This window comes from Mesorhizobium sp. WSM4814 (assembly GCF_055811595.1).
The window spans coordinates 72,568-96,658 of the sequence record NZ_JBVVQT010000017.1; the positions used below are offsets into that span (position 1 = coordinate 72,568).

The 24,091-nt window shown below is 58.7% G+C and carries 16 protein-coding genes and 9 pseudogenes; 13 read left to right on the forward strand and 12 right to left on the reverse strand.

The window, feature by feature from the left end:
* Window positions 1-6: 6 nt before the first annotated feature.
* From AC0L2V_RS22890 to AC0L2V_RS22900, 3 genes are all read right to left on the reverse strand, one after another.
* Window positions 7-1,440, reverse strand: a complete 1,434-nt coding sequence (locus AC0L2V_RS22890; protein WP_473521315.1) for an NAD-dependent succinate-semialdehyde dehydrogenase — start codon at window positions 1,438-1,440, stop codon at window positions 7-9.
* 204 nt (window positions 1,441-1,644) lie between these two features.
* Window positions 1,645-2,571 (reverse strand): LysR family transcriptional regulator, encoded by a 927-nt coding sequence (locus AC0L2V_RS22895; RefSeq protein ID WP_473521267.1) that lies wholly within the window; start codon window positions 2,569-2,571, stop codon window positions 1,645-1,647.
* Between the two features lie 296 nt (window positions 2,572-2,867).
* The gene (locus AC0L2V_RS22900; RefSeq protein ID WP_473521316.1) at window positions 2,868-3,443 is read right to left on the reverse strand and encodes an aldolase/citrate lyase family protein; all 576 of its coding nucleotides are present in this window, start codon (window positions 3,441-3,443) and stop codon (window positions 2,868-2,870) included.
* Here AC0L2V_RS22900 and AC0L2V_RS22905 point away from each other — a divergent pair.
* Window positions 3,412-4,028 (forward strand): annotated as a pseudogene (locus AC0L2V_RS22905) (recombinase family protein); the annotation flags it as partial. The gene AC0L2V_RS22900 and the pseudogene AC0L2V_RS22905 sit on opposite strands and share 32 nt — an antisense overlap.
* Before the next feature lie 29 nt (window positions 4,029-4,057).
* On the opposite strand, the gene tnpB (AC0L2V_RS22910) reads toward AC0L2V_RS22905, so the two are convergent.
* Window positions 4,058-4,321, reverse strand: coding sequence for an IS66 family insertion sequence element accessory protein TnpB (tnpB, locus tag AC0L2V_RS22910; protein ID WP_473521268.1), 264 nt, complete (start codon window positions 4,319-4,321; stop codon window positions 4,058-4,060).
* On the opposite strand from tnpB (AC0L2V_RS22910), the pseudogene AC0L2V_RS22915 reads away from it, so the two are divergent.
* The 5 genes and pseudogenes from AC0L2V_RS22915 to AC0L2V_RS22935 all read left to right on the forward strand — a co-directional run.
* A pseudogene (locus tag AC0L2V_RS22915) lies at window positions 4,301-4,414 on the forward strand (site-specific integrase); the annotation flags it as partial. The gene tnpB (AC0L2V_RS22910) and the pseudogene AC0L2V_RS22915 sit on opposite strands and share 21 nt — an antisense overlap.
* A gap of 106 nt (window positions 4,415-4,520) precedes the next feature.
* A complete protein-coding gene (locus AC0L2V_RS22920) occupies window positions 4,521-4,862 on the forward strand; it encodes a hypothetical protein (RefSeq protein ID WP_473521321.1) in 342 nt (113 codons plus the stop codon).
* Window positions 4,863-4,903: 41 nt separating this feature from the next.
* Window positions 4,904-5,452, forward strand: a pseudogene (locus AC0L2V_RS22925) (tyrosine-type recombinase/integrase); the annotation flags it as partial.
* Complete coding sequence (locus AC0L2V_RS22930; RefSeq protein ID WP_473521269.1) at window positions 5,449-6,045, forward strand: tyrosine-type recombinase/integrase; 597 nt, start codon at window positions 5,449-5,451, stop codon at window positions 6,043-6,045. The pseudogene AC0L2V_RS22925 and the gene AC0L2V_RS22930, both read left to right, overlap by 4 nt.
* Before the next feature lie 116 nt (window positions 6,046-6,161).
* The gene (locus AC0L2V_RS22935; protein ID WP_473521270.1) at window positions 6,162-6,452 is read left to right on the forward strand and encodes a tyrosine-type recombinase/integrase; all 291 of its coding nucleotides are present in this window, start codon (window positions 6,162-6,164) and stop codon (window positions 6,450-6,452) included.
* Window positions 6,453-6,536: 84 nt separating this feature from the next.
* Here the strand turns inward: AC0L2V_RS22935 and tnpB (AC0L2V_RS22940) are convergent.
* The 3 genes and pseudogenes from tnpB (AC0L2V_RS22940) to AC0L2V_RS22950 all read right to left on the reverse strand — a co-directional run.
* Window positions 6,537-6,641: pseudogene (gene tnpB / locus AC0L2V_RS22940) on the reverse strand (IS66 family insertion sequence element accessory protein TnpB); the annotation flags it as partial.
* 8 nt (window positions 6,642-6,649) lie between these two features.
* Entirely contained in the window at window positions 6,650-7,042 is a 393-nt protein-coding gene (gene tnpA, locus AC0L2V_RS22945) for an IS66-like element accessory protein TnpA (protein WP_473521317.1), read from the reverse strand.
* A 409-nt stretch (window positions 7,043-7,451) separates the two neighbouring features.
* Window positions 7,452-8,565, reverse strand: a pseudogene (locus tag AC0L2V_RS22950) (IS110 family RNA-guided transposase).
* Window positions 8,566-8,741: 176 nt separating this feature from the next.
* Here AC0L2V_RS22950 and AC0L2V_RS22955 point away from each other — a divergent pair.
* Window positions 8,742-9,782 carry an IS110 family RNA-guided transposase gene (locus AC0L2V_RS22955; protein WP_473521271.1) on the forward strand — a complete coding sequence of 347 codons (1,041 nt, stop codon included), beginning with the start codon at window positions 8,742-8,744 and terminating at the stop codon, window positions 9,780-9,782.
* 660 nt (window positions 9,783-10,442) lie between these two features.
* On the opposite strand, the gene AC0L2V_RS22960 is transcribed toward AC0L2V_RS22955, so the two are convergent.
* Window positions 10,443-11,678 (reverse strand): ATP-grasp domain-containing protein, encoded by a 1,236-nt coding sequence (locus AC0L2V_RS22960; protein WP_473521272.1) that lies wholly within the window; start codon window positions 11,676-11,678, stop codon window positions 10,443-10,445.
* A gap of 155 nt (window positions 11,679-11,833) precedes the next feature.
* Here AC0L2V_RS22960 and AC0L2V_RS22965 point away from each other — a divergent pair.
* From AC0L2V_RS22965 to AC0L2V_RS22975, 3 genes and pseudogenes are all read left to right on the forward strand, one after another.
* Window positions 11,834-12,509, forward strand: a pseudogene (locus AC0L2V_RS22965) (IS6 family transposase); the annotation flags it as partial.
* Window positions 12,510-13,214: 705 nt separating this feature from the next.
* On the forward strand, window positions 13,215-14,162 hold the full coding sequence (locus tag AC0L2V_RS22970; protein ID WP_473521273.1) for a hypothetical protein: 948 nt from the start codon (window positions 13,215-13,217) through the stop codon (window positions 14,160-14,162).
* An 87-nt stretch (window positions 14,163-14,249) separates the two neighbouring features.
* Window positions 14,250-15,476: an ATP-grasp domain-containing protein gene (locus AC0L2V_RS22975; RefSeq protein WP_473521274.1), complete on the forward strand. Its 1,227-nt coding sequence runs from the start codon at window positions 14,250-14,252 to the stop codon at window positions 15,474-15,476.
* Window positions 15,477-15,753: 277 nt separating this feature from the next.
* Here the strand turns inward: AC0L2V_RS22975 and AC0L2V_RS22980 are convergent.
* Window positions 15,754-16,428: pseudogene (locus AC0L2V_RS22980) on the reverse strand (transposase); the annotation flags it as partial.
* Between the two features lie 299 nt (window positions 16,429-16,727).
* On the opposite strand from AC0L2V_RS22980, the pseudogene AC0L2V_RS22985 reads away from it, so the two are divergent.
* Window positions 16,728-16,898 (forward strand): annotated as a pseudogene (locus AC0L2V_RS22985) (IS5/IS1182 family transposase); the annotation flags it as partial.
* A 138-nt stretch (window positions 16,899-17,036) separates the two neighbouring features.
* On the opposite strand, the gene AC0L2V_RS22990 reads toward AC0L2V_RS22985, so the two are convergent.
* From AC0L2V_RS22990 to AC0L2V_RS23000, 3 genes are read right to left on the reverse strand one after another with little or no spacing between them, the layout of a single operon-like run.
* The gene (locus tag AC0L2V_RS22990; RefSeq protein WP_473521275.1) at window positions 17,037-17,786 is read right to left on the reverse strand and encodes a class I SAM-dependent methyltransferase; all 750 of its coding nucleotides are present in this window, start codon (window positions 17,784-17,786) and stop codon (window positions 17,037-17,039) included.
* A gap of 15 nt (window positions 17,787-17,801) precedes the next feature.
* Window positions 17,802-18,788 carry a glycosyltransferase family 2 protein gene (locus tag AC0L2V_RS22995; RefSeq protein ID WP_473521318.1) on the reverse strand — a complete coding sequence of 329 codons (987 nt, stop codon included), beginning with the start codon at window positions 18,786-18,788 and terminating at the stop codon, window positions 17,802-17,804.
* Between the two features lie 39 nt (window positions 18,789-18,827).
* On the reverse strand, window positions 18,828-19,700 hold the full coding sequence (locus AC0L2V_RS23000; RefSeq protein WP_473521276.1) for a GtrA family protein: 873 nt from the start codon (window positions 19,698-19,700) through the stop codon (window positions 18,828-18,830).
* A gap of 659 nt (window positions 19,701-20,359) precedes the next feature.
* Here AC0L2V_RS23000 and AC0L2V_RS23005 point away from each other — a divergent pair.
* Both AC0L2V_RS23005 and AC0L2V_RS23010 read left to right on the forward strand, forming a co-directional pair.
* Complete coding sequence (locus AC0L2V_RS23005; RefSeq protein ID WP_473521277.1) at window positions 20,360-22,177, forward strand: hypothetical protein; 1,818 nt, start codon at window positions 20,360-20,362, stop codon at window positions 22,175-22,177.
* 694 nt (window positions 22,178-22,871) lie between these two features.
* Window positions 22,872-23,267 (forward strand): annotated as a pseudogene (locus tag AC0L2V_RS23010) (transposase); the annotation flags it as partial.
* Window positions 23,268-24,091: the final 824 nt, after the last annotated feature.

The window sequence follows — 24,091 nt, forward strand, 5'->3', positions numbered from 1 at the left end:
CGGATCTCATCCAAATGAGCCGAGGCCGTTGACCATTTTCAGGTTCTGGAAGCTCCGCACCCCCTGCTCGCCTCCTTCGTATCCATAGCCGCTCTGTTTGATTCCTCCATACGGCGCATCTGCCGAAACCCCTTTCAGGTAATTCACACTCACAGCGCCCGCCGAAAGACCACCGATCAGCGCCCGTTTCGCATTGGCGGCCCCGGTGAAGCAGTAGGCGGCCAAGCCATACTCAGTGGCGTTGGCTTCTTCGATCGCCTCCTCCATCGTGTCGAACGGCGCCACCGTGAGGATCGGGCCGAACGGCTCGTCATGAAGCACTTTGGCATCTTTTGGCACCCCTGTCAGGATGGTTGGCGGCCAGTAAAAACCGGGCTGGTCGAGTCGGATGCCACCGGTCTCAATTCGGGCGCCGCGATCGACCGCATCCTGAATCAGACGCTGCATGGCCTCAATTCGCCGCGCGTTCGCCATAGGGCCCATCTCGGTCGCAGGGTCGTCCGGTGGACCGATCTTGATCTTGCGGGCCGCTTCCGTCATTCGGGACAGGAATTCCAGATAGAGAGTCCGCGCGACGAGAATCCTGCTCGGCGCGTTGCAGCTCTGGCCCGCGCACTCGAACTTGTATTCCGATATCGCTGGGACCGCCTGTGCGAGATCCGCATCCGCGCACACAACGACGGGGGAGTGTCCACCGAGTTCAAGGACGCAGCGCTGCAAGTTATTCGCGGCAAGCGTGGCCAGCTGTTTTCCAACTGCCGTGCTGCCCGTGAAAGTCAAGACCTTGACGATTGAGGAACTGAGGAGATGGCGCGAAATATGCACCGGTACACCGAAGACGAGATTGACCACCCCGTCCGGGACGCCCGCATGGCGCAAGGCTTCTACGATATGAACGGCGGCGCTCGGCGTCTCTTCCGCACCTTTAAGAATCACCGTACAGCCTGCTGCCAGCGCAGGGGCGAGCTTGCGGGCGATGAGGACGGCGGGATAGTTCCAAGGCGTGAAGGCAGCAACGACACCGAGGGGCTCCGGGACGATCATCCTGTTCGGGCCCAACGGAATCGGGGCCGAAAGCTCTTCGGCGTGGGTGCCGTTCCACTCCATCGTTTCGACAGCGCGCGCGTACTCACCTGTGGCCTCGGCAATCGTCTTTCCCTGTTCAGCCGACAAATCCTTCGCTGCGCCGCCTGCCTTTGTGGCAAGAATCTTGGCGGCTGCTACAAGGATCTCGCCGCGCTCTTTTCCAGGCCGTGAGGACCAAGCCTTGCGGCTGCGCTCTGCCGAAGCGAGGGCCTCGTCCAGATCCGACACCGTCGCCGAGGCCACCGAGCCAAACACCTTCTCCGTCGCCGGGTTGATCACGGGCAACGTGGCTCTGTTGCGAGCGGCTCGCCATTTACCATTGATAAGGAGCTCATAGCTCGTGGCGTGGGACATAGCGTGCTCCGCTTGACTGAATTCAGTGCGATACCAGCCGATACCCCGACCATGGGCTCGCTTCCCTGCAGTTTCATCGCGATGGTCCCGCCCGGTCAAATATGGAATGTCGACCAAGACCATCTCGAAGACAGATTGGTAGAGCTCAGGCAACCGCGAACGAGCGCGGCGATAGCACTGGAAGAGCTTGGTTTGAAGAATGGCCTAAGCCCGGTCCGGAGCCGTGGCTGACCAGTGTCCGCCCTCGATCAATGTCCTGACGACCTTGGGGATCAAATTGCGGACGGCAGAGACGGCTGGAGAGCGCTCATCTTTCAAGTTAACGGCAAGGACAACGGATCGGGTGATCACCGGATCAATGATCTTCACTGTCCGGACGCGGCCTTGAGACGCCTCTTTCTGAATGGCCGACGGCGTGAGGATAGAATAGGCCTTTCCTTCCATGACCATATTGATGATCGTAGAAAGGGAGTCGACTTCGAATCTTACGTCGAGCACACAACCGTGTTGCGCAACGACATCAGCCACCGAACGCCTGACATTGTTATTGCGCATCGGAACCGCCAGGGGAAACGCGTGCAGATCGACGAGGGGGATCGAATTTTCGAAAGGCGGTTCACCTGGCGGCACTACCAGGTAAAACTCTTCGCGGGCCAGCACCGTCATTTGCCCCACGCTCTCGGCAGTCCGATACAAGACTGCCAGATGGAAGCGGCCAGCAGCCATCCACTCCTCCAGCGGTCCCGTCATGCCCTCGATCATCTTAAGCGAGATCCTCGGCAGTTCACTTCTTACCGATTCAAGCAGGGGACCACTGAGCACGCGTGCGGCGCCGGACGGGATGCCAATGGTCACTTCTCCGGAAGGAGCAGCCACCGAGTTGGTTAGTTCCGCTTCAGTGAGCTGAATTTCCCTTAGAATAATCCGTGCGCGCTCAAGCAGCCTGTCTCCGGACGCGGTGACACTGACACCCGTCCTATCGCGAACGAGCAGCTGGGTTCCGAATCCTTCCTCCAGTTGACGCACATGCAGGCTTAGAGCGCTTTGAGCAACGTGAAGGAGCGCAGCGGCCTTCGTAAAACTGCCAGCCTCCACGACGCCGACGAAGTATTTTAACTGCCTGATATCCACGGCTTAAACCCAACTGAGGCACTTTCCCAGTCCCTTCGTATTATCTCGAAACCAGATGGCCAGCAAGTGATACTTGCCTACCCCACACCGGGAAAGATGCGCGGTCTTATTGATCGGACGTAGGTCAGTTGCTGCCCGCGAGAGCCAGAGTATCGTGGGCGCGCCGAACCACCGCCCGATCAACCATCTACCATTAAACGAGAATGCAGACATCCCCGCGCGCGGCCGCATCGTTCTCAGCGGCGATGACATCACGAGCCCACTTGAGTTCCTGTGCGCTCGGCGAGAAGGCCTCATTATATCGCGACCTGTGTCGGATGGATCGCCAAAGCTCGGGTAAAGCCAAGCCGCCGCGAATGCGCCGCGGCCTCACGAAGTTTATCAGTGTCTGATACCTCGCCGATGCTTCCAACAAAGCCCAGAGGGAGCAATCCAGCCGCACGGGCGGCAAACAGAACGGAAAGGTTCGGCGTCAAGAGAAGGTCGAACTCCGGCATTCCGCCAACCCAGGCACTGAAGTCTTCAGGGCCAAGCGCCATTGCGACCATCCTGGGATGAGCCGAGGCTATGGCCGCGAGCTTTTGCAGTGCTGCCGGTGTCTCGATTTGGGCAACGAAACGGATGCGTCCCTGGACTGCTCTGATCCCAGAAAACTGAATCGTTCGAAAGTGGAGTTTTCCGCGGTAACATCCCGGCGGTCCAGAGAATGGTATCGCAGCAACGCCCGCCGAGGCTCTAACTGCAGCCGGATGAAAATTCAGTGGCAGGTCAGTGTCACACGCCGTTCGAGACGGCCCTTTTGCGAACAGTACGGCATCCGCAATCGGGAGCGTCAGGCCACTCGGCAGCGCGCGCCAGGTGTTGTTGTCGATAACGGCAGATCAAAATCCACTCCCTCGGCCTTCTGATGAGGGCCGCATGACCAGCTTCGTCTGGTTGCCGATCCGTTATCGCAATGTCATCGCCGTTCTCAAAAACCCCTTCTATGCAGGTGTTTACGTTTACGGCAAAAGCGAAAAGCGAACCTCCATTGTCGACGGGCGAGCGCGGCGAAGCTACGGGCATGACAAGCCTGTCGGAACCTGGAGGTGATGATCAAGGGTCACCACGAGGGTTATATCAGCTGGGATGAGTACGAGCGAAACCAGAAGCAGCTGGCACTCAACAACTACAGTCGCGCAGATGGTGTAAAATCGGGCCGCGGCGGGAAAGCGCTGCTGTCAGGCATCATGACGTGTGCACGATGCGGGCGGCGACTGAGCGTTGCCTATACCGGAAATCCGCAAAGTCGACCGGTCTATTGCTGCGACAAGCCAAACCTGATGATGGGCTTGCCCAGGTGCATGACCTTCGGCGGCTCACGGGTCGACGCGGCTGTTGCGCGTGAGCTGTTGCGAGCGGTAGAACCCTTGGCGATCGAGGCCGCGTTCGAGGCGGAGCGGATGCACCAAGCACGGATTCCAGTGATTTGGCAATAATGCAATGGTCAGCTCGCCGTCGTTGGAACACGCATCTCGCGCGTCTCGTGCACCCGCCGCCAGTCGAGGCCTTCCAGGAGTGCCTGCAACTGTGCCGCCGTCAGTCGCACGACACCATCGGTAATGCCCGGCCAGCAGAACTTGCCATCCTCCAGCCGCTTGGCGAACAAGCATACGCCCGTGCCGTCGAAGTAGACTCCTTCACGCCGCCCGTGGCAGCATTCAAATGCGCGTCGCCTGTTTCGAGGATCGTGCGGAAGCGGTTGCGACATGGCGGGGTTGAACTCGGGCGAGTCGCAGGTGCGCATCTCCTGCGCCACAGTCTTGCCACCCAGCTCGTCAAGCAGCGAAGGCCGATCAACGAGGTCGCCGATCTTCTCGGCCACCGAAGCATCAACACAACGGCATTGTACGTAAAGGTCGCCACTCGCAGCTCGCCGAGGTCGGACTCCCCTTTCCGGGAGGCGTCGCATGACCGCCTTTGCCCAATTCCTCGGCGAGAAGGCCGAGCGGTACATCGAGCTGCGCCACTCCCTCGGCTACGCCTTCAGCAAGCAAGCCGGCACGTCGCGGGCTTTCGTCCGCTACGTTGGGCGCGCTCAGCTCGATGCGCCCGCTACCCGGACGATGGCGCTGGACTTCGTCCTGTCGTTCAGCGGCGCCGCGAACAGCCGCGCAATTCCCATGGTGTGCTTCGCCGGTTTTACGAGTATCTCGCCGTCTACGACGCCCGGACCGAGGGCTTGGAGCGCAGAGCTTTCCCCAGATCCAGAGCGATTCCGCCTCCGCGTATTCTCAGCGAGGCTGAGTTGACGTCACTCATCGAAGCATGCGCCCGCGTTTCGCCTAGCATCCCTTTGCGAGGGCGGACGATGGCGACGCTGATCGGATTGTTGGCGAGTTCGGGGCTGCGATCGGGGGAAGTAGTCGGGCTTGATCGTTCCGACGTTGATCTCACCAACGGGGTTCTCCTCATTCGGAAGACAAAGTTCCGCAAGGATCGTCTCGTTCCAGTTCACACGACAACCCAGGGTGCCCTTGGTTGCTATGCCCGTGAGCGCGACGCCGCTTTCCCCATACCCAAGGATCAGGCCTTCTTCCTCAGTTCCCGGGGCAACCGCCTCTCGGCGACCGGCCTGCAAAACGGCTTTGCCGAGGTCCGTAAACTCGCCGACTTTGATGGCGGTAAGCCGTTAAGGCCGCACGATCTCAGGCACCGGTTTGCCGTGACCCGCCTCAGCCTCTGGCACCAACAGCGCGCCGACGTTCAGACGCTATTGCCTTTGCTCGCCACATATCTCGGCCACGTTAGTTACAGCGACATGGCCTACTACCTCACGGGCTCGGCGGAGCTCCTCGCTATCGCGGCTGAGCGTGCCGCCCTCGATGGAGGCGCAGCATGAGCGAACACCTGCTCCTGGCGCCGCTCCTGGAGTCCTATTTCCGCCGGCGCCTGACGAAGCAGCGCAATGCGACTCCCGCGACCGTGGCCAGCTATCGCGACGCCTTGCGCATGCTGATCCTCTTTGCCGCCGACCGGTTGCGTAAGAAACCGGCGGCGTTGGCGCTCGAAGATCTCGATCGAGACCTCGTTCTCGCTTTTCTCGACGAACTCGAGGAGAAGCGGAACAATTCCGTCACCACGCGCAACGCCCGCTTGGCCGCGATCCGATCTTTCTTCCACCACGTCGCTGCCGCCGACCCGGCGTCCTTCGGCGTTGCCCAACGCGTGCTGACGATTCCCATTAAACGGACGCACATTGAGGTAACGCACCATCTCACCAAGGCCGAAGTGGATACCCTCATCGCGGCGCCCGATCCAAAGACGCCTCGTGGTCGGCACGACCGAGCCTTTCTGCTCTTCCTGGCACGGACCGGCGCCCGGGTCTCGGAAGCCACCGGCGTAAACGCAAATGACCTTCAGTTGGAGCGCTCTCACCCGCAAGTGCTGCTGCGCGGCAAGGGGGCGCAGAGACCGCGTCGTGCCCATTCCTAAGGACCTGGCGCGAGCGCTGACGACCTTGTTGGGCGAGCGCGGGATCACCCATCGCGAGCCGCGACCGATATTCGTCGGCGCCCGTAACGAGCGCCTGACCCGCTTCGGAGCGACCCATGCGGCGTGCGGCGGCCGAGGCCGTGCCTATCAGGCCAGCCTTGGCCGTCAAGCCCATATCGCCGCACATCTTCCGGCACTCCCTCGCCATGAAGCTTCTCCAGTCTGGCGTGGACCTTTTGACGATCCAAGCCTGGCTCGGGCACGCACAGGTCGCCACGACCCACCGCTATGCCGCAGCGGATGTCGAGATGATGCGCAATGGACTCGAGAAGGCCGGCGTCAACGGCGATCACGGCGTGCGTTTCCGGCCGAATGACACCGTTCTGCAACTGCTGAACTCCATCTGAATATTATGTGGCGGAGGCAAGCTGGGTTTGGCCGGCCCGAAGGGGTCAGGGCGGCTCCGCCACATAATCTCGCCCGACGCATAAGAACGGATCCGCGCCCATCGCCTCGCTCACGAGCGCTGCCAGACCTTCCGCTCCCTTGCGGAAGTCGACTGGCTTCGTCGCCACCATGACCTTGACCGCTCCCATTGGCTCGATCACGATGTTGCCCTCAGCGCACGGATCACCGCTGCAACCGTCTTCGAATCCGCCCCACGACCCACCCGCATTGCGATGCCGTCGATCTCGAGTTCGATCACACCCGCGTCTCGAGCCGGCTCCCGCTTCCTTGGCTGTGGTCGATGCTTCGCCGCAGGCTTCGGAGGCGCTGCCGTCACCACCGCCGGCACGAACATGGATTCCGATATCGCTGCCTCCCCCATCGGCCGGCGAGCAGCCCGACGCCAGGTGAACAATTGCTGCGGGGAAAGTCCATACCGGCGTGCCACAGCACAAACCGTCTCGCCCGCCTCGTAGCTCTCCGCCACTATCCGGGCCTTCTCCTCCGGCGGCCACTCACGCCGCCAACCCGAGCCAGTGAAGATCTCCAGCCGACGGACCGGCTGCTCGTCCTTGACTTAAGCGTAAACTCTGAAATCGTCATATGTCGAAGCCCTCAAAGGCCCTCGAACATCGTCCCTTACATCCACGCGCGAAAGGTGCCGCCGGGACAGCGCTCTGATGTCCGCTGTCAATGCTGTGGGCGCACAAAATCATCCGATCCGGGGAGCGGCTGTTCGTGCTGATGATCGCGTATGGGAGGAGGCGGAACTAAAGGACGTCGGTGATCAAGCTCTGATGCGCGGGTTGGCTACCGCATTCCCGATTGTGCGTCCGGGGCTGTTCCTATCTTACTGCGGGCGTCGGTCAATTTGCCGGCCACAAAGCGTCTGACGGGCATTCCCCTGCCGTGGTCCCGCCTCCGCCCATGCGCGAGGTGTACACTGCCGCGGCGAGCGACTACGTGAGGCGTGCCTCCCTGGCGACGGCCCACATGAAGCCGACCAGTTCGCGGGCGATCGCCGTGCAGACCACCGTCGTTCGCTTGCCTCGCGCGACCAGCTTTCGATAGCGGGCCGTCAGTCGGGCCTGAGCCTTCCATGCGATCTCGCGGACTTTCGGCGGCGCTTGCTCCAACCGGTACAGCTTCGCCTTACCGATCCGGGGCGGATGTCGATAGGTCCAGGCGACGCTCTCGACCAGCATGTGGCGAACGCGGCCATTGCCTGCCTTAGTGATGCCGTCACGCCTGATTGTCTCTCCAGTCGATCGCTCACCGGGAACGAGGCCGAGGTAGCCCATGAGCTGGCGAGGGCTCTTAAAACGGCTCACGTCGCCGACCTCGGTAGCGAACGTCACGGCGACAATCAGATCGACCCCACGCAATGTCTGGAGCGCTCGTACGATCGGCGCCAGCGACCAGTTCGGAATGAACTCTTCGATCACGCGCTCAAGCCGTTCCACCCGCTCGTTCGACACGCGCACCGCTTCGACCATCTCCTGGAGCGCGATCTGATGTGCGGGATAATCGAACCGCTGCTCCTGCAACCAACGCAGGTAGCGCATGGTCCAGCTCTTTGTGCGCGGATAGGTACGACCATGCTTGAGCATGAAAGCGCCCACCTGCTGGCGATGGACCCGCAGCGTCTCGACCGCGGCCGCCCGCGCGCGAACGAGATCGCGCATGGCTTCGTGGTCTTCATCGGGAACCCATACCGCCGTCAGTTCGCCGGCGCGCAGCAGCCTTGCCAATGAAAGAGCATCCCGGCGGTTCGTCTTCACCCGATCGCCAGGCTTCCTTGGAATCAGCGATGGCGCGACGACAGTGCATTCATGGCCGAGGGAACGAATCAGCCGGTAGAGGCCATAGCCGGTTGGGCCGGCCTCATAGCAGAGGTGGATCCGATCGAACTTGGCGGCGATCCGTTGGATAACGCGGCGCATGCTTGTATGCGATGCGTCGACCTCGCCGAAGAAGCGAACCTCTCCTTCCCGGACCGGCGTCCGCAATCGCGAGGGCATTCCTCTGCTTCGCAACATCGATTCCGACAAATGCTTCCTTATAATCTGCCACGGCTCGTCCTCCTGTGATGAGGATCGGCTCGGCCCGCCCGAGATGGGGTATTCGGCTTGAGCCTTATCTTCGGGCGACAATGCATGGTGGATAGGTTGAAGGTGCTGCGCTTCGAGCTGATGGTTAAACGTGGTCTGCATACCCGCAGCCACAAGCATCAGAAGGAGAAGCGCAGCATGAAACATTATGTCGGGTTGGACGTCGCGGTAAAGGAGACCGCGATTTGCATCGTCGACGAAACCGGCAAGATCTGCCGGGAGATGAAAGTGGAGAGCCATCCCGAGGATCTTGTGCGGGTGCTCTCGGATGCTGCCTGGACCTTTGAGCGGATCGGGCTTGAAGCCGGGCCATTGTCGCAATGGCTGTTCAGCGGTCTGGCCGAAGCCGGCCTGCCGGTGGTGTGCATCGAAACCCGCCACACCAAGGCCTTCCTGGAGGCGCAACCGAACAAATCCGACCGCATTGACGCCCGAGGTATTGCCCAGATGATGCGGGTCAACCTGTTTCGCCCGGTCCATGTCAAGACGCTGACGAGCCAAAAGCGCCGGGCCCTGCTGATGGCGCGCAAACTTTTGCAGGATAAGGCGATCGCCATCGAAAACGACATCCGCGGGCTGTTGCGCAACTTCGGTCTCAAGGTTGGGATGGTCGGCGCCGTCAAGTTCGAGCCCCGCATCCGCGAGCTCACCGAAAGAATGCCCGATCTGGCCGAAATCGTCGAACCGCTGCTCGAGGCGCGCAGCAAGCTGCGCGAGACGTTTGCCGCGCTTCACCGAAAACTTCTGGCCATCGTCCGCGATGATGCGGTCTGCCGGCGGCTGACGACGATACCGGGCGTCGGTCCGGTGGTGGCGCTGGCCTATACGGCGACCATCGACATTCCGGCCCGCTTCCGCAACTCCAAGGCGGTCGGACCGATCTTGGGGCTGACGCCGGTGCTCCATGAGTCGGGCGAAAGCCGCCGCATCGGCCGGATATCCCGCTGCGGCGACGGCATGATGCGAACGCTGCTTTACGAAGCCGCGCAGACACTGCTAACGCGCGTGACGAAATGGTCGTGGCTAAGGGCGTGGGCGATGAATGTTGCCAGGCGGCGCGGCCGACAGAAGGCCATTGTCGCATTGGCTCGCCGACTGGCGGTGATCATGCATCGCATGTGGCGCGACGGCACAGAGTTTCGTTGGACGCGACAAGACATCATGCCGAAGGCCGCCTGATCCTGCGCCCAACCATTGCAGGCTGCCGGCGCGTGCAGGGGCCCGTCAAGGGCAAGTCGCGGCGCGCTGACCTTCGGCCACCCTTGACCGGCCACTGCACGCGCCGGCCGAACCAGGTCGGGACGGTCGAACACGGAGATGAAACATGATCGCAGAGCGAGCGTGACAAGGATCACCCCATAAGGTTCCACCAGCCGGTGGCAAGAGCGTCCTTCGCGGGACGGTGAATGAGGTGAGTTCGCGAGGGTTGCAGTGCCGGTCGCATCACAACGATCAGGACGCGTCCGAGATTGTTCCGCCTCATTCTTCTGATCCCATCAAGGCGACGGCCGAGCGCCGATCCCGCAGAGAAACAAGGCACTGCGAAAGACCTCAGACGCCGGCGAAGCGGAAAGCTCGAAAAGCGCTTGACTTCAACACGCCGAATAGAGAAGCAACCCTCGGACGCGCAGTGTAGGGCGAGCCACCTCACCGGCAGAAGCGGACATACGGTCTTACCGTTTTGCGGCAGGACCATACTTTTGAGGAGTTCGGGGCCAGTCACGTTCCGGTGCGGTCTAGGAGGATCTTTCAATTGCGCCATGTTGTGTCCGGCGACAATCACCTATCGCTTCGGGCCACCTCTGCAAGTGCGGCGACGCGAGAGACCCCGGACTGCTCCTATTCGCCAATGGTCGGAAACGGTGTGATCGACCAATGGATCAAGTCGACGGCTCGTTGAAGAATCGACCGGGTCTGCGCGAGGTCGGGTGAAGCAGCGATGACATGTCCAATAGCGTCCCGGAAATCGCCTTTCCTGATGATTGGCGTCTTGGATGTAACATGCAATTTGACCTCCGAGACACCTGGCACTGCAGCCGCCTGACCGTTGCCATCAATCCAATCGAGGGTACCTTCACAATCAGGTACCAAGATCCGCGCGACCGCAATCTGCGAATGCCTTTTGCGTAGATCCCATTCGCCGCCGATGGCAAGCTTGATGTGCTCCGTGATGAGATCGACGCCGCAGGCCGCTTGAACCAGCTGAGGATTGGTCCCACCCGCCAGACGCGGATTGACTTCAATGACGACGGGACCTCGTCTTGTCCATCGGAGATCAATGTTGGTTGGCCCCCAGCCAAGGCCGAGTGCTCGCAAACAGCTCAGCGAAACATCCGTGATACGCCTATGCTGATCATCGGTCAGCACGGCGGGATAAGTGTACTCAAGACTGACGAAATGCGGCGGGCTGCCGAAGTCCACGGCGGCAATTCCAAAGGCCTCGTCTCCCATTATCTCAGCGCTGTAATGGGAGCCTTGTGCGAATTCTTCGACCAATATCCTCGGTGAAGATGGCCATGTTTGCATCTCGCCCAACAGACAGGACGTATGTTCATCTAACTCGTCGGCGTTGTGGCACAATCGGACACCGCTGCTGCCAGCGCCTATGGCTGGCTTAACAACAACCGGGAGACCGATCTCCGCGGCAGAGCTTTTCACCTCGGTCGCATTCGCTGCCAAGCGATAAGCAGGTATTGGAACGCCGGCCTCCGCGAGAATCTGACGTTGCGTGAATTTATCGCTGCAACGTTCAATCGATGCGGGGTTCAGTCCCGGTAGATCAAAATGTCGGCAGAGCTTGCCGACTGTCGTCGGGACCGACTCGTCGAGGCCTGAAAAACCAGTAATGCCAGCGATGTCATATGTCTCACGCAGTCGACAACATTCGCGGATCAGCGCATCGAGATTGGTTGTATCGACACGGATTGCCTCAATGCCATCCGCCGCAAGATAGTCGTACTGAGTTGGATCCGCCGACAGGGTAATTGGACAGAGACCAAGGCGCTCGGCCGCGTTCACATAGAGAAAACCAATACTCCTATGGCCTTCAACTAGGATAAGCGCTCTGCTTGCCACTGACGTTGACCCTCCGTTGATGCTGGGTGGCGGTCTGAGCGTGAACAGGCATCAGCTTTTAATCCGCGCCTGACCTCAGACTTTGCGGTCAAGGTATCACTGTCAGCGGCCCGCAAACGTAAAGTTCCTGTAAATTTATTTGAAGGATAGGTGGTGTGAGTGCACCGGCCTACAAGAACCACCGCTATCCGATCGAATCGTAGCCCGTGCTTGTCTGGCTATACTTCCGCTTTAATCTGAGCCCGCGGGATGTCGAGGAAATGCTGCGCGACCGCGGGATCGTCGTTTCCTGCGAGACCATCCGCCGATGATGCCGAAAGCACGGACTCTGGTTATCCGCGCCGCATACCCCACAAGGCGCCGACGAAAGGTGATGTCCGGCACCTCGATGAAGTCGTGGTGCGTATCAACGGTCAGAAATGCTCGTTGTGGAGAGCGGTTAGTCACGGATATGTGCTCGATGAGATTGTCCAGACGCGCCGCAACCCAGGGCGGCCAAGCGCCTACGGACGCGACTTCTGAAGTAGCAGGGCATGCCGCCAAATCGTATAGTCACCGACAAATTGCACTCCTACGGGGCGGCCAAACGCCAGGGCATGCCGAACGTGGACACCGCTCGCATAAAGGCTTGAACAACCGGCGGAGAATTCTCACCTGCCGTTCCGAAACAGGAGCGAACGAAAAAGGGGCTCCGGCCGGTCGGCTCATTGCAACATTTCGTGTCGATCTTCTCCGCAGTCCGAAACCTCTTCGTCCCATCCCAGACCAACCGCTCGGCGGCACAAATTCGACCCATCGACGCCAGCCATGGCCACGTGGGAAGCCGTGAGTGACGGCCTGCCTGAAAAGCGCGGGTGTGCCTCACGCCGCCAAATTTCATACAACGTGAAAATGCCGTGCTTTCTCCATCACGCAGGCTCAGATTAAGCGGAAGTAGAGCCAGACCGCACGGGGCTACTATTTCGATCGGATAGCGGTGCTTCTTATAGAGCCGGTGCACTCACGGGGCGCGCTGCTACCTCAATTTCCTTACCGCTCAATGGATGTGATAGCAACCTTTTGGGGCCCGCCAAGCTTCACTCGCGTTACAGCCCATCGGATTGCTCAACCGCCCAAGGCCGTCTTGTCACGAGACTTTGACCCAGCCAGTTAACCGACCGAGCCGCTCGTCAGTTACCAGACCTATCGACTACTGTCGGGGAACCTTCCTCCACTTGTGATACGCGCCATCGGGGCGCACTGAACTTTACGGGCTAGCTCGGCGCTACAGGAGAGCATCGCGTAGGGCATGCTTGAGATGACGGTAGAAATTCCGATCGAGCCGTCTCGTGCGCGAACTCTTGTTCTTATGTCGCTGCCATCACATGTCGCGTTTGTCGAGGACGCGACCCAGCGCGGATCGGCCTGGCGGGCCGCCGCACTCTCATGGAAATCTCAAAAATCAACAAAAACGCTTCTTCTTCGGCGCGATCCGCCAAATTGGCACGAGGCTTGCGCCCTTCGTCGGTTGTGATGCGAAGCCGCAGGAGGAAAACGATGAGCGAACTTCTTGGCCTTTACGTTGATCACCAGATGACCTCGCCTTCCGCTATGGCGCGGCATTCGGCGAAGATCAAACCAATTGCGAACGATCTAGCGAGAAGCGGAGTTCTCTTGGTCGCAACCTGCTTGCGAGTTGAGGTCTATGGTGAGGAGCCCGCACTCAGAAATATCGATAGCACTATATTTTCTAACGTTTCGTGCAGACGCATTGAAGGTGCGGCCGCTATTGCTCAACGTCTTGCCGAGATTGCGTCCGGCGCTCATTCCCAGATACTCGGCGAGGCTTACATCAGCGATCAGATCGCGAAAGCTATAGAACTTCTTGAGCCAAACCTGCCGATTTTCAAGGTCGGGCGTCTAGCAGTTGAAATAGGCCGTGCCTCGCGGGAGCGACAGCAGTTCATTGCGTCGTTCAATTACGACCAAATTGTCAGAGACATCATAGCTCATCGATTTCAGGATGGAGAGCTACCCGACTGCCTTTACATGATTGGTGCGGGCATGCTGGGGCGCGAGATGATCAGAAGCGGTGTGGGAGAGCGATTCCGTTCAACGGTAGTCGTAACGCGGAACCCTAAAAACCTTCGCAAACGCCTTCGACCCTGGACCGACATCAAAGTCTCGCTCATGCGCCCGGCGGAAATTGGGTCTGTACGTGAACCTCGGTCGATCGTTGTGATCGCAACGGCCGATGTCAACAATCAATACCAAGCCGTTCTTCAGAACGCGATTCTGCGCTTGCAACCGCGAACCGTAGTGGATCTGTCGTCAATCCCAGTGCTTCCGAATGTCACAGTCAAGAAGATAGAATATGTGACCATGTATGACGACGAGTTTCTTCGGTTCATCTCCACAAACAATCACCAGATATCTACGAAACTGCCGCTCTTGTGTTCAGATATTGAAGCGGAACTCATGACGGCGCAAATAACATATACATAAGGTTTTAATACATAAAGTTTGGGGATCGGGCAGGGACATATTTACGGCCGCGCTACCGCATCGACTGCAAGGAAAGGGCAATGGTCAATGCCGAGAAGAACACTCATCATAGTTGAAGGTCATAGAACTAACGGTATACTTTACGTTCAGGCAGCTCAGCGTCTTGGGCTTCATCCAATTACCTTGGCGAGTGATCCAACACAGTACGACTATCTTGCGGCGGAAAGCATCGAGGCCATCCAGGTCGATACCAACAATTTCGATGCGCTGATGCACGTTTGCTCTCGGCTGCGTGCGACCTATGACATTTGTGGCATCATTGGTTTTGGGAGCCTCTATGAGTGGCGCCATGTGGCAGTTGCCAAGCTTTGCCGGCATTTCGCTCTACCGGGACAAAATCCCGTATCGATTGAAAGGTGTAGTGATAAATTCACGCAACGTCACCTCCTTGCTCAGGCCGGCGTGCCAGTGCCTGCTTACCGGTTGGCGGCGAATGCGGCGGAGATAGAAAGCTTCGCCGCGGAACTCGGCTGGCCAGTTATAGTTAAGCCGTCCGAAGGCAGCGGCAGCAGTGGCGTTCGATTGTGCCGCGATGCGGATGAGTTAGCCGAACATACAAGCTATCTACTGGGCACGACGTATCCATGGCTGTCTTCGCCAAATATACTCGTCGAACACTTCGCAGAAGGCCCTTTCTATGACGTCGTTACGATGGGGAATTCGGTTGTTGCGATCGGTGCCGCCCATTTCAACCGTCCGCCGCATTTCGTCCCTTGCCAGAGCATATTTCCGGCCCAGCTGACTGAAGAAGAGCATAAGCGTATTGTGGATGTTTCGCTGAGCTGCTTGCGAGCTCTAGACCTTGGCTGGGGACCTGCGAACATTGAATTCCGATGGACGAAGCGTGGCCCAGTCGTAATAGAAGTCAATGCGCGTCTTCCGGGTTGGACCACTCCTCGGCTGGTTCAACTAGCTTACGGTGTTGATATCATCAATGAGCACATCAACCTTGTAATTGGCAACGCATGTGATCTGCGCACAAGGCATTCGCACGTTGCGATCGCGCGGTTCCTAGTTCCTGATCGGGACGGCATCCTTGCTCCGATCGACGGCACCAGTCGGGCGGCGGCTGTACCGGGTGTCGCGGAAGTCAGATTTTATGTTGAGCCCGGGACCCCGATCATCCGGAAAGGCGATCACTTAGACATGATCGGACATGTCATTGCCACTTCGCCCGAACGCACTCGGGGCGAGGCCATACTTCAGCGTGCCATCGACCTAATCGGTTGGTCGATCATACAACTGGAACCGTAAGACCGTCGTCTAATAGCGAGATTTGCAAGCGCCTTTTAGGTGCGAGAAGTTGTCTACTGAGAGCATGGTCTTCTACGCGGTCGACAGGGGTCGCCGCATCATGGGGCTTCGCGGGGCGGTCCCTCCAATGTATGTCTCGCACGCTCCGAGCAAACTCGTGGTGCAACGGTCTTAACGGAATGCCAGCCTCGGTCCCGGCAGGGACTCCTCGTCACGCGATGGGCGCTGCAGAGCTCGAGAGTTGAGTTAGGCGGTGGTCGTCGCCCGGTTGATGAGCTCAGGGAGCGGAGCACGCAAGCATGATGACGGCGAGCTTGCGGGCGACAGCGGAGCGTTTGAAGCCGGTCTTCTCGCGTAGTTTTATACCCCAATTGCGTAGTCGCTGTCGGCCGGCTGCGAGTCAGGTCACTACTGCGGCTTCATAGAAAAGCGAATGCACATGGGTATCTCCGCGTCGGGAGATATAGCCGTCATAGTCTACTTCGCCCGACTGATAGCGCCGTGTCGTCAACCCCAGCCAGGCGCCCACCGAGCGCGATCGCTTGAACTTCACTGGATCCTCGACGGCAGTTTGGTATGCAGTGGCTGTGATCGCTCCAACGCCGGGGATCGACATCAGCAACTGACATTGCTGGTTTATACGCGCTTCGGCGAGGATCTGCTGCCCAACCTGGCCACCTGGATGCGCAGGCTACGCCACGCTTCGCACGTGCCACCCATACTGCACGGAACGAGAAGGCCGAACATCTTCATCAATCCCCGAATCTGGTTCACCACGTCCAGTGTCGTTCGCATGAGTTTCGTTCGAGTCGCGATCAATGTCCTAGAAAGCATGCTGTCGAAGCCCTTTACCCGGACTTCGCGGAGAAACCGACCTCCGCCAGGTGGGCGGGCCCATCGGCGTCATTGCATCGGTTTTGTTGGCGGCCATGTCGAGCGCCGCTTTGGCATGACCAGACGTCGAACGATGGCGCCGTTCTCTGCTGGACCCATGCCTGACCATTCTTCCGATAGCACGGGAACGGGTTACTTCCAACCCTTGACTTCGGTACCAGGAGACCACGAATTCATTCATGAAGGCACTGTCATTGTCGAAGTCCACGCCCAGCAGCGGAGAGGGAAATAGCGACCTGGCACTTTTGATGGCAGCGATCACCACTTTCGTCCGCACCGGCACGCATTCCGTCCACCCCACGGCGATATCAGTCAGCACCGTTGTCCCCGGTGCGTTCGTCACCAAGAATGCGAAGAAAAACCAAGGGCTGCGAGGTGCTACCCCACAGACGGGTGGTGAGAGAACATTCGCTTGGCTCGGCAGATGCCGCAGACTAAGCAAGGACTTCGAACGAACCATCGCGTCCGCCGAAGTCTGGGTTCATCTCCAAGATCCGCCCGCTCACGCCTCGCTTCGCAAGACTTTGAAAATTGCATCAGTCGTTTTTTCAGACACTAACCCCGACCGGAGGAATTGATCGTGGCAGGGTCAGCGCGACAAATAAAATGTAGCGCTGGTCCACCAGGATCTCGTGACAGTTCTGCACGAGTAAAACAGGCTTGTAATCAAACCGAAAAACTGTCCTCGGGCCGCCGGGCCACTGCGAACAAGGATAGCCCTATCGGCAATCGAACCCGCCCCACTAGGTGACGCTCAAGGGCGAAAATCCCGGCAAAGAGTTGGTTTAGAGGGGCTGGCGGCGGGATGTCGTCGTGGGTTTGTCCGCCGGTTAGCTTGCTGATTAGCCGCCGCAGCAAGCCCAGAGGAAACAGAAAGGTGCTGAAGTAGCCAATATCCGCCGTCACCAGGCCGGCGCGTTCGATTGCCAATCTCAGCGCGGCGCGGGTATACCGCCGCTTGTGGTGATGTACTTCGTCATGTGCCGACCACATCCACGGATGCGCGGGCACCGTGATCAGGATCGCGCCTGTGTGGCGCAGCTTGGACTTCAGCGCCGAAAGCGAGGCGACATCCTGCTCGATGTGCTCGACAACGTCGAGCAGCGCGATCAGGTCGTAACTGCCATCCTGGGCTTCAAGCTGGTCCGGCAGTGCCGCGAAGCCGATTCTGAGGCCGCTTTTGCGGCTTGCGGTCTCGCGCGCGGCAACGTCGAATTCGACGGCGTCGACCGCGCCAAATTTTTGCAAAAGACGGAGGTTGCCGCCAGTTCCGCACCCCGCCTCAAGGATTCGTGCCTCGCCCTCCGGCGGCAGACCAAGCTGGACAAGGAGACGTTCGATTATGGCGCGGCGGCCAGTAAACCACCAATGACTTTCTTCGTTGGCGGCCAAGCGCTCATAGATGATTCTGTCCATCGCTCATCTCCGGAATCAGCTTCCTTGTCGAATCGTAGCATCAATCCCCATGGTGGAGCGGACGATGAACAACGGCCTTCCTTTCACTTCGTTGAAAATGCGGCCAATATATTCACCGAGAATGCCCAGCGACAGAAGATTGAGGCCGCCGAGAAGCAGGACCGCGATCATGAGAGATGCGTAGCCCGGCGCATCGCGGCCGGCTATCAGCGTCAACAGGACGATGAAGAGCGCATAGCCAAACGCCAGTATGGAGACCCCCGCGCCGAGATACGTCCAGATGCGCACGGGGACTGTGGTCGAGGTGGTAACACCGTCGAGCGCGAAATTCCACAGTTTCCAGTAGTTCCATTTGGTCAGGCCGGCTTCGCGCTTTTCCCTCACATAGCCGACTTCCCGGGTCGGGAACCCGACCCAGGAGACCAGGCCCTTCATAAAGCGCGCGCGCTCGGGCAAGAGTTTCAGGACCTCAATCACTTCGCGATCGATCAGGCGGAAATCGCCTACCTGAGCGGGTATTGGTCGGTCCGCCATCCGGTTATAGGCAGAATAGAAGGCCCGCGCGGTAAGCCGCTTCAGCGCTGTATCCGCCCTGCGGTCCGCGCGGAGCGCGTTGACGATCTTCGCGCCTTCCAGCCAGTTTTCAACGAGCAGCGGGATTATCTCCGGCGGGTCCTGCAGATCCACGTCGATTGGAATGACGGCGTCGCCCAGGGCATAATTCATCCCCGCCGCCAACGCCGCGTCCTTGCCGAAATTGCGGGAAAGCACGACAACCTTGACGGCGGAGTTGTTTCGCCGTTCGGCGGAAAGCGCAGCCAGCGTAGAGTCCGTGCTGCCATCGTCCACGAACATGATCTCGTAAGCTCCCCGCTCGCCAATCCGCCGGGCAGCCTCTTCGAGGCACGGGATGACGCGCCGGAGGAACGGTGCGATCGCGTCCTGCTCGTTCAGCACCGGAACTACCAATGAAATCAGCCCAGATATTCTCTGCGAACTCATCACCCACCCCCAAACCCCGGACGAGGCGCCAATCCATGACTATTTCGCTTCACATCCGCCTTCCTTGAAAACGAAGAGACTATTCCCTAAGAAACCAACGATGAGATAGCTCCCTACGCCTAGAATTTGGGAAAGGTAGTCACCAACGCAAAGCCACGCAGTGGCCGCAATTACCACAAGGACATTTGCGCAATATGCGAGAAGCATGACTATCAAAAATCGACCAACTCCTGATGCGATCGGAATCTCGCTGCGGAAGGTGAAACGCCGGTTCAGAAGAAAGCTCAGAAATAAACCTACTGCATATCCGGAAGCATTCGCGGCAATGGATGGCATTCCCACACAGCCTATGCAGAAAAAAATCACCGACAGGCCGACAAACGTGTTGACGCAGCCAACGACAACGTAGCGAAGAGGCGGGCCAAGCCTTGCCAATGGCTCGATCTGCTCAAAAGACGTAAGTTTCACACCAGTTTGGGCTCGGCTGGAGTTCACCTGTCCATGCCTTCCCGGAGATAGATGACGGCGTTTCATCTTTGTATGCTTGCCGCCAACCTCCAGTTCAGCGAAGATGGGGATGCCACCGTCCTCGGCCGCGAGCAACGTCCAATCAATTTCGTGTTTCGCGATCATCTTTTCGAGAATTGGCTTTCCTGGACTGCTTTCAGATCCATGCTCTCGCACATAGGCGAGCGCGCCCGACGCAACATTTTTCGGCGCGGGCTCCATGATCATTCTTGATGGCGAGGAAGCAAGCCGCCAAGAGGAGCATCCCGCCGCTAATGCGGGTAGGATCGTCCCAGCCGTTTTGAGAGCGTCCGCTCGTCCCGGGCTGGAAGGTCGTGAGGGGCTGGCGGGGGGCCAGCTCTCCACTTTGATCAGAGGAGCGAGGAACTTCAAACGCACCGCCATGTTGCTCTCCAAAGCTATCACCAGACGACTGAACGACTTTCGTACTCGAGCTCGCTTCTCTCTCAGAAACAGGGCCCACCGTTTTCAAGGGAAGAAGGGCATCACTGGTTTGCGCGGGGACTCAGCCCTTACTCTGCAACGATCGTGCCATGGCCGTTCCCCGACGTTAAGCTTCTGATTCGCTTTGAAAAGTTTGTCCGCCGCCAACAGCCTTCCGTGTTTAAACCGGACAGCCGTTGTGCCGTTGTCAGATACCGGACAAGGAACAGCCGTGGTTCGCGTGATTTCCGCGCCTCGTCACTTTCTATGAGAGATTGGCTACGCGTGTGTCGAGCGATAGGTCACTCACCAGTTTCTTCTGCTTGCCGTTCTTTTCCCTCTCCTCGGGCTGCTTCAACCACCGCATCTCCGTCGGCATCAATCCGGATAATTCTTTGTTCTGTTGAAATAGGCCTGATTGGTCCCGGCTTTCCAGCAGATGTCCACAACCGACTCCGTCACGGCCCTAAGTCGAGGCCCTTCCGGACATTGCGATCGGACCACGAAGTGAGCGAGCCTACCAATTCTTGTAGGCGATTGCGGGACTCGGGTCGGTTAGAAGCTCCTGATCCTGAAACCCATGGAACGGGCCTTGTCTAGGAGGCTGGCAGGAAGGGCCTATGGCAAGAGAGAACCACTTTGCCAATGGAAGGACGTTGTCGCTCTTGCCGGAGCGGACCTTGCTGGCTCTGTCCGCCTTAACCACAGCGATCCTTTTCGCTTGGCTGCTGTACTACAGCAACTACGGTCTTCATCTCGAAGACGAAGGTTTCTACCTCAACTTTCTCGCGAACCCATTCCCCTACTCAATCAATTCTCCGCCGTCCCTTTTCGGATTCGTTTATCACTGGCCATATCTGTGGGTGGGGGGCGATATTGCAGTGCTTCGCAAAGCCAACGTCACGCTCACCATGGCGCTGGGGTGGATTCTTAGCTTCCTTGCGATCCGGCGCCTCTGGATAGTGGGCTGGCTGCAGGCGGCGGTGCTATCGGCAGGGATCGCCAGCATGGCATCAATCGTCTTTCGCTTTCGACTGACGCTCACCCCGAGCTACTATGCGCTAGCCTTTCAATCGCTCTTGATCATAATGATCGGTTTGCTACTGGCCGACCGCGCAGGGCGCATGCGCCAAGTCTTGGGGTGGACCCTGGTCGGTGTTGGCGGCTGGTGCTGTTTCATGGCCAAGCCGACCACCGCTGCGGCCATTGCCCTCATCGTTATGCTGTATGTTGTCGTTTTGCGCCGAAAGTCGCTGCTGCCCATGCTCGGCGCGGCACTGGTCGCTCTCGCTCTACTGATAATGACTGCCCATTTGATCGACGGCGGCATCACCGGGCTGGTGACCCGTATGGTCAGCAGCGCTGAGATGGAAATCCTACTAGGTTCCGGACACGAGGTGTTTGGCAGCTTTCGGATCGACTGGCTCGCCACCAGTCGCTGGCAAGTCACAATGGCTGTGTTACTGGCGGTAGCTCTTCTGCTCAGCATTCTCTTGGGATCCACGGACAAGTTGCTCCCATCGCTGACTCTCGCTGCAGTGTTGATCGTAACAATAGGGATTGCGTTGCTGGGGATTGACCCAATCAGCATCCAGCCCTCAACCCTATTCCTAGTGTCGGCCTTCACATGCTTGGGCGCGATGCTCTACCGTAAGGGATTGGTTCTGCGCACCCAGCCTGCCACCAGCATCGCTCTAGCGCTAACCTTTTTGGTCCTGCCGCACGTGTTCGCACTGGGCTCCAATATCAATTACTGGCATCTTGGCGCGCTCGCCGCCTTGTTCTGGATGCTCGCGGGCGTTGCTTTCCTTAGCCCTCTTGCGCAACAGGGACGCAGCCTCGCCACTCTATTGCCCCTGACTGTGTTCGCACAGTTGCTCACTGCATCAGTCAACAATGATAGTATCCTCAACCCGCCCTGGGACGTGAAAGATGTGCGCGCTTATACCGCTGTCATGCCCATGCCTGGTGGTGGAAAATTGGTGATCGCGGAATCGCTCCACAACTATCTGGCCACGGCCAGCGTCAAGGCTCGTGCGGCCGGCCTTGAAGTTGGTACCCCAGTGGTCGATCTCACTGGCGGCTCGCCAAGCCTGCTGTATGTGCTCGAGACACGAGCGCTAGGTCTTCCATGGCTGAGCGGATGGTTTCCCGGCGGTAGTGCTGTGGCGGTGGAAACGCTCGGATTTGAGAACTGCGCCGATCTGGCCAAGGCGTGGGTACTGATCGAGCCAGAGGGCAAGAGTCATCTCGACCAAGCCAGTGTCATGGCCTCCTTTGGAGCCGGGCAGGCGGACTACGTCGCCGCCGCTACGTTCGACCCCACCGTCGTTGACCGGGATTATCCGAATGGTCGGCAGTTTCTGTTAAAGCCAGTTCGCCCCGCCGCGCTCGCGGAGCAATCGTGTCGGCAAGCCAGGCGACAAACAGCCGGATAGCCAGAAAAGGAGCCAATAATGAAAGCTGTGCGAAGCCGCGGAAATGGAGACTGCGCAACTTACTTACTGCATCAGCTACTTCTGTTCCTGCCCGGTAAGAATCTATCAGTCCCACGACCCACCGGGCGTTCTGGGCGCGTGCCTAAAAGAAGATCATCGTCGGGTCTGCCGCGAACGCAAGACACTGACTGCTGAGGCGTGCCCCATATTTATCGCATTGCTCTCTCACGTTCCTTAACGCCGCAGAGCCCTTCGGTCGAGATTTTGGGCTGTGGACGCCCTCGGTGTGACGCTTACCGGTTTGTTTTCCGATCTGCAGTCAGCATATCCCCATCCTATGCGTCAGACGACCTTTTAAGAGATCGGAAGATCGATGCATTTTCGTATTGCGCGATTGGTTTGGATCATCCCAACCGGCAGATGTTGATGCTGCACGAACGATACGTTCCCGGCGCCGACAGCGGCGAGGAATTCGCTCATGCAGCGCCAGAAGCTAGCATGATTGTAGCGGGTACAGTCGAGGTCACTGTGGGGAAATCAAGCGTATCCTCAAGCCAAGCGATGGCTACTATTTCGACAGCCGCTTACCGCGGCATCGGTTCCGGAAATGTTCACGATGGCCATAGCGAAATTCTCAGCGCGATTACGCCCCCTACTTACTACCTGGAGGCAATTGCGCGGTAGAATAGTCGTGCGCGGCATCGGTGCTGCTCTCGCGCTTCTCTTTGCCGACACCGAGACCATGTACCTCCTCTCAACGAGATCAGCCGGCACGTCGAAAACGGCGCGCATGCCGTGCTCGTCATGATCGGGCTGGATGGCACACGACCGCCAAGCTGAAGGTGCCGAAAAACATCACGCCGGTGCTGCCGCCGTCGCGAGCCCCGGAACTCAACCCGGTCGAGAACATATGGCAATATCTGCGCGCCAACTGGCTCTCCAACCGCGTCTTCGACCGCCACGACGCCATCATCGAAGCCGCATGCGAGGCTCGCTCGTCGCCCCCGATGCTATCGCTTCAATCGGAATGCGGGAGTGGGCCCATATCGGTCCATCCCACGACTCTTGGTATGAGTGCACGGCCTCCTGAAAAGCGCGGTCGGCCTCACGCGCCCATTTTCAAACGACGCGAAACGCCACGCTGGCTCCTTCATCCTTCGTACATTGCCGCCTCAATCATAGCGTTCCTAGCAAGATTCAGCCTGCAACAAAAACTTAAAATAGAACTGCAGGATCTTTATACCAAAGTTTGTTGGTGATGGTAATTTCACGGCACAACCTGCGACCGGAATAAGAGAGGAAGGGAATGTGAATACATGCTCAGGTCGCTTTGTAGCAAATAGCCTCGGTATTGATGAATGGCAAGAGATGTCTAGCTCTATAAATAGGCCTAGCTCTACTTCAAATTGCAATGAACATTCTGTGGGCCTGCAAAGCGGCCCAGCGCCTGGTCTTTATCCAATTACCTGTCGACTGATCCGGCCCGTACGACTATCTCGCAGCAGCCGGAATTGAGGCAATCAGTGCCGATAAAGACGATGTAGCGCTGATCCGCGAATGTTCCCCGCTGCGGGCGACCCATGACCTTGCTAGGACTGCCATCAATGACGACGCGGTCGGGCCGGCCACGCCCCTTCCGCGTCCGCCAAAACAAGTGTTCCGCCGTCGCGGCACTCAGCATGCCGGAACGCGGCTACTTCGCCAACGCTGTTGGTGGGGGATGCAGATAGATCTACCGGCCAAGAGCCTTGTAAGAGACTACATCGATGGGGCATCTGCCGGTAGTGTGATCGACCGAGATGACTCGCTCGGCCATCTCTTCGAGGCCGCGCAGCCTCATATTACGGGCAAGATAACAGGGACGCAAAAAACTGGCGTCCCTTAGACATCGCAGCTCTCCGAATTTGGTCTTCG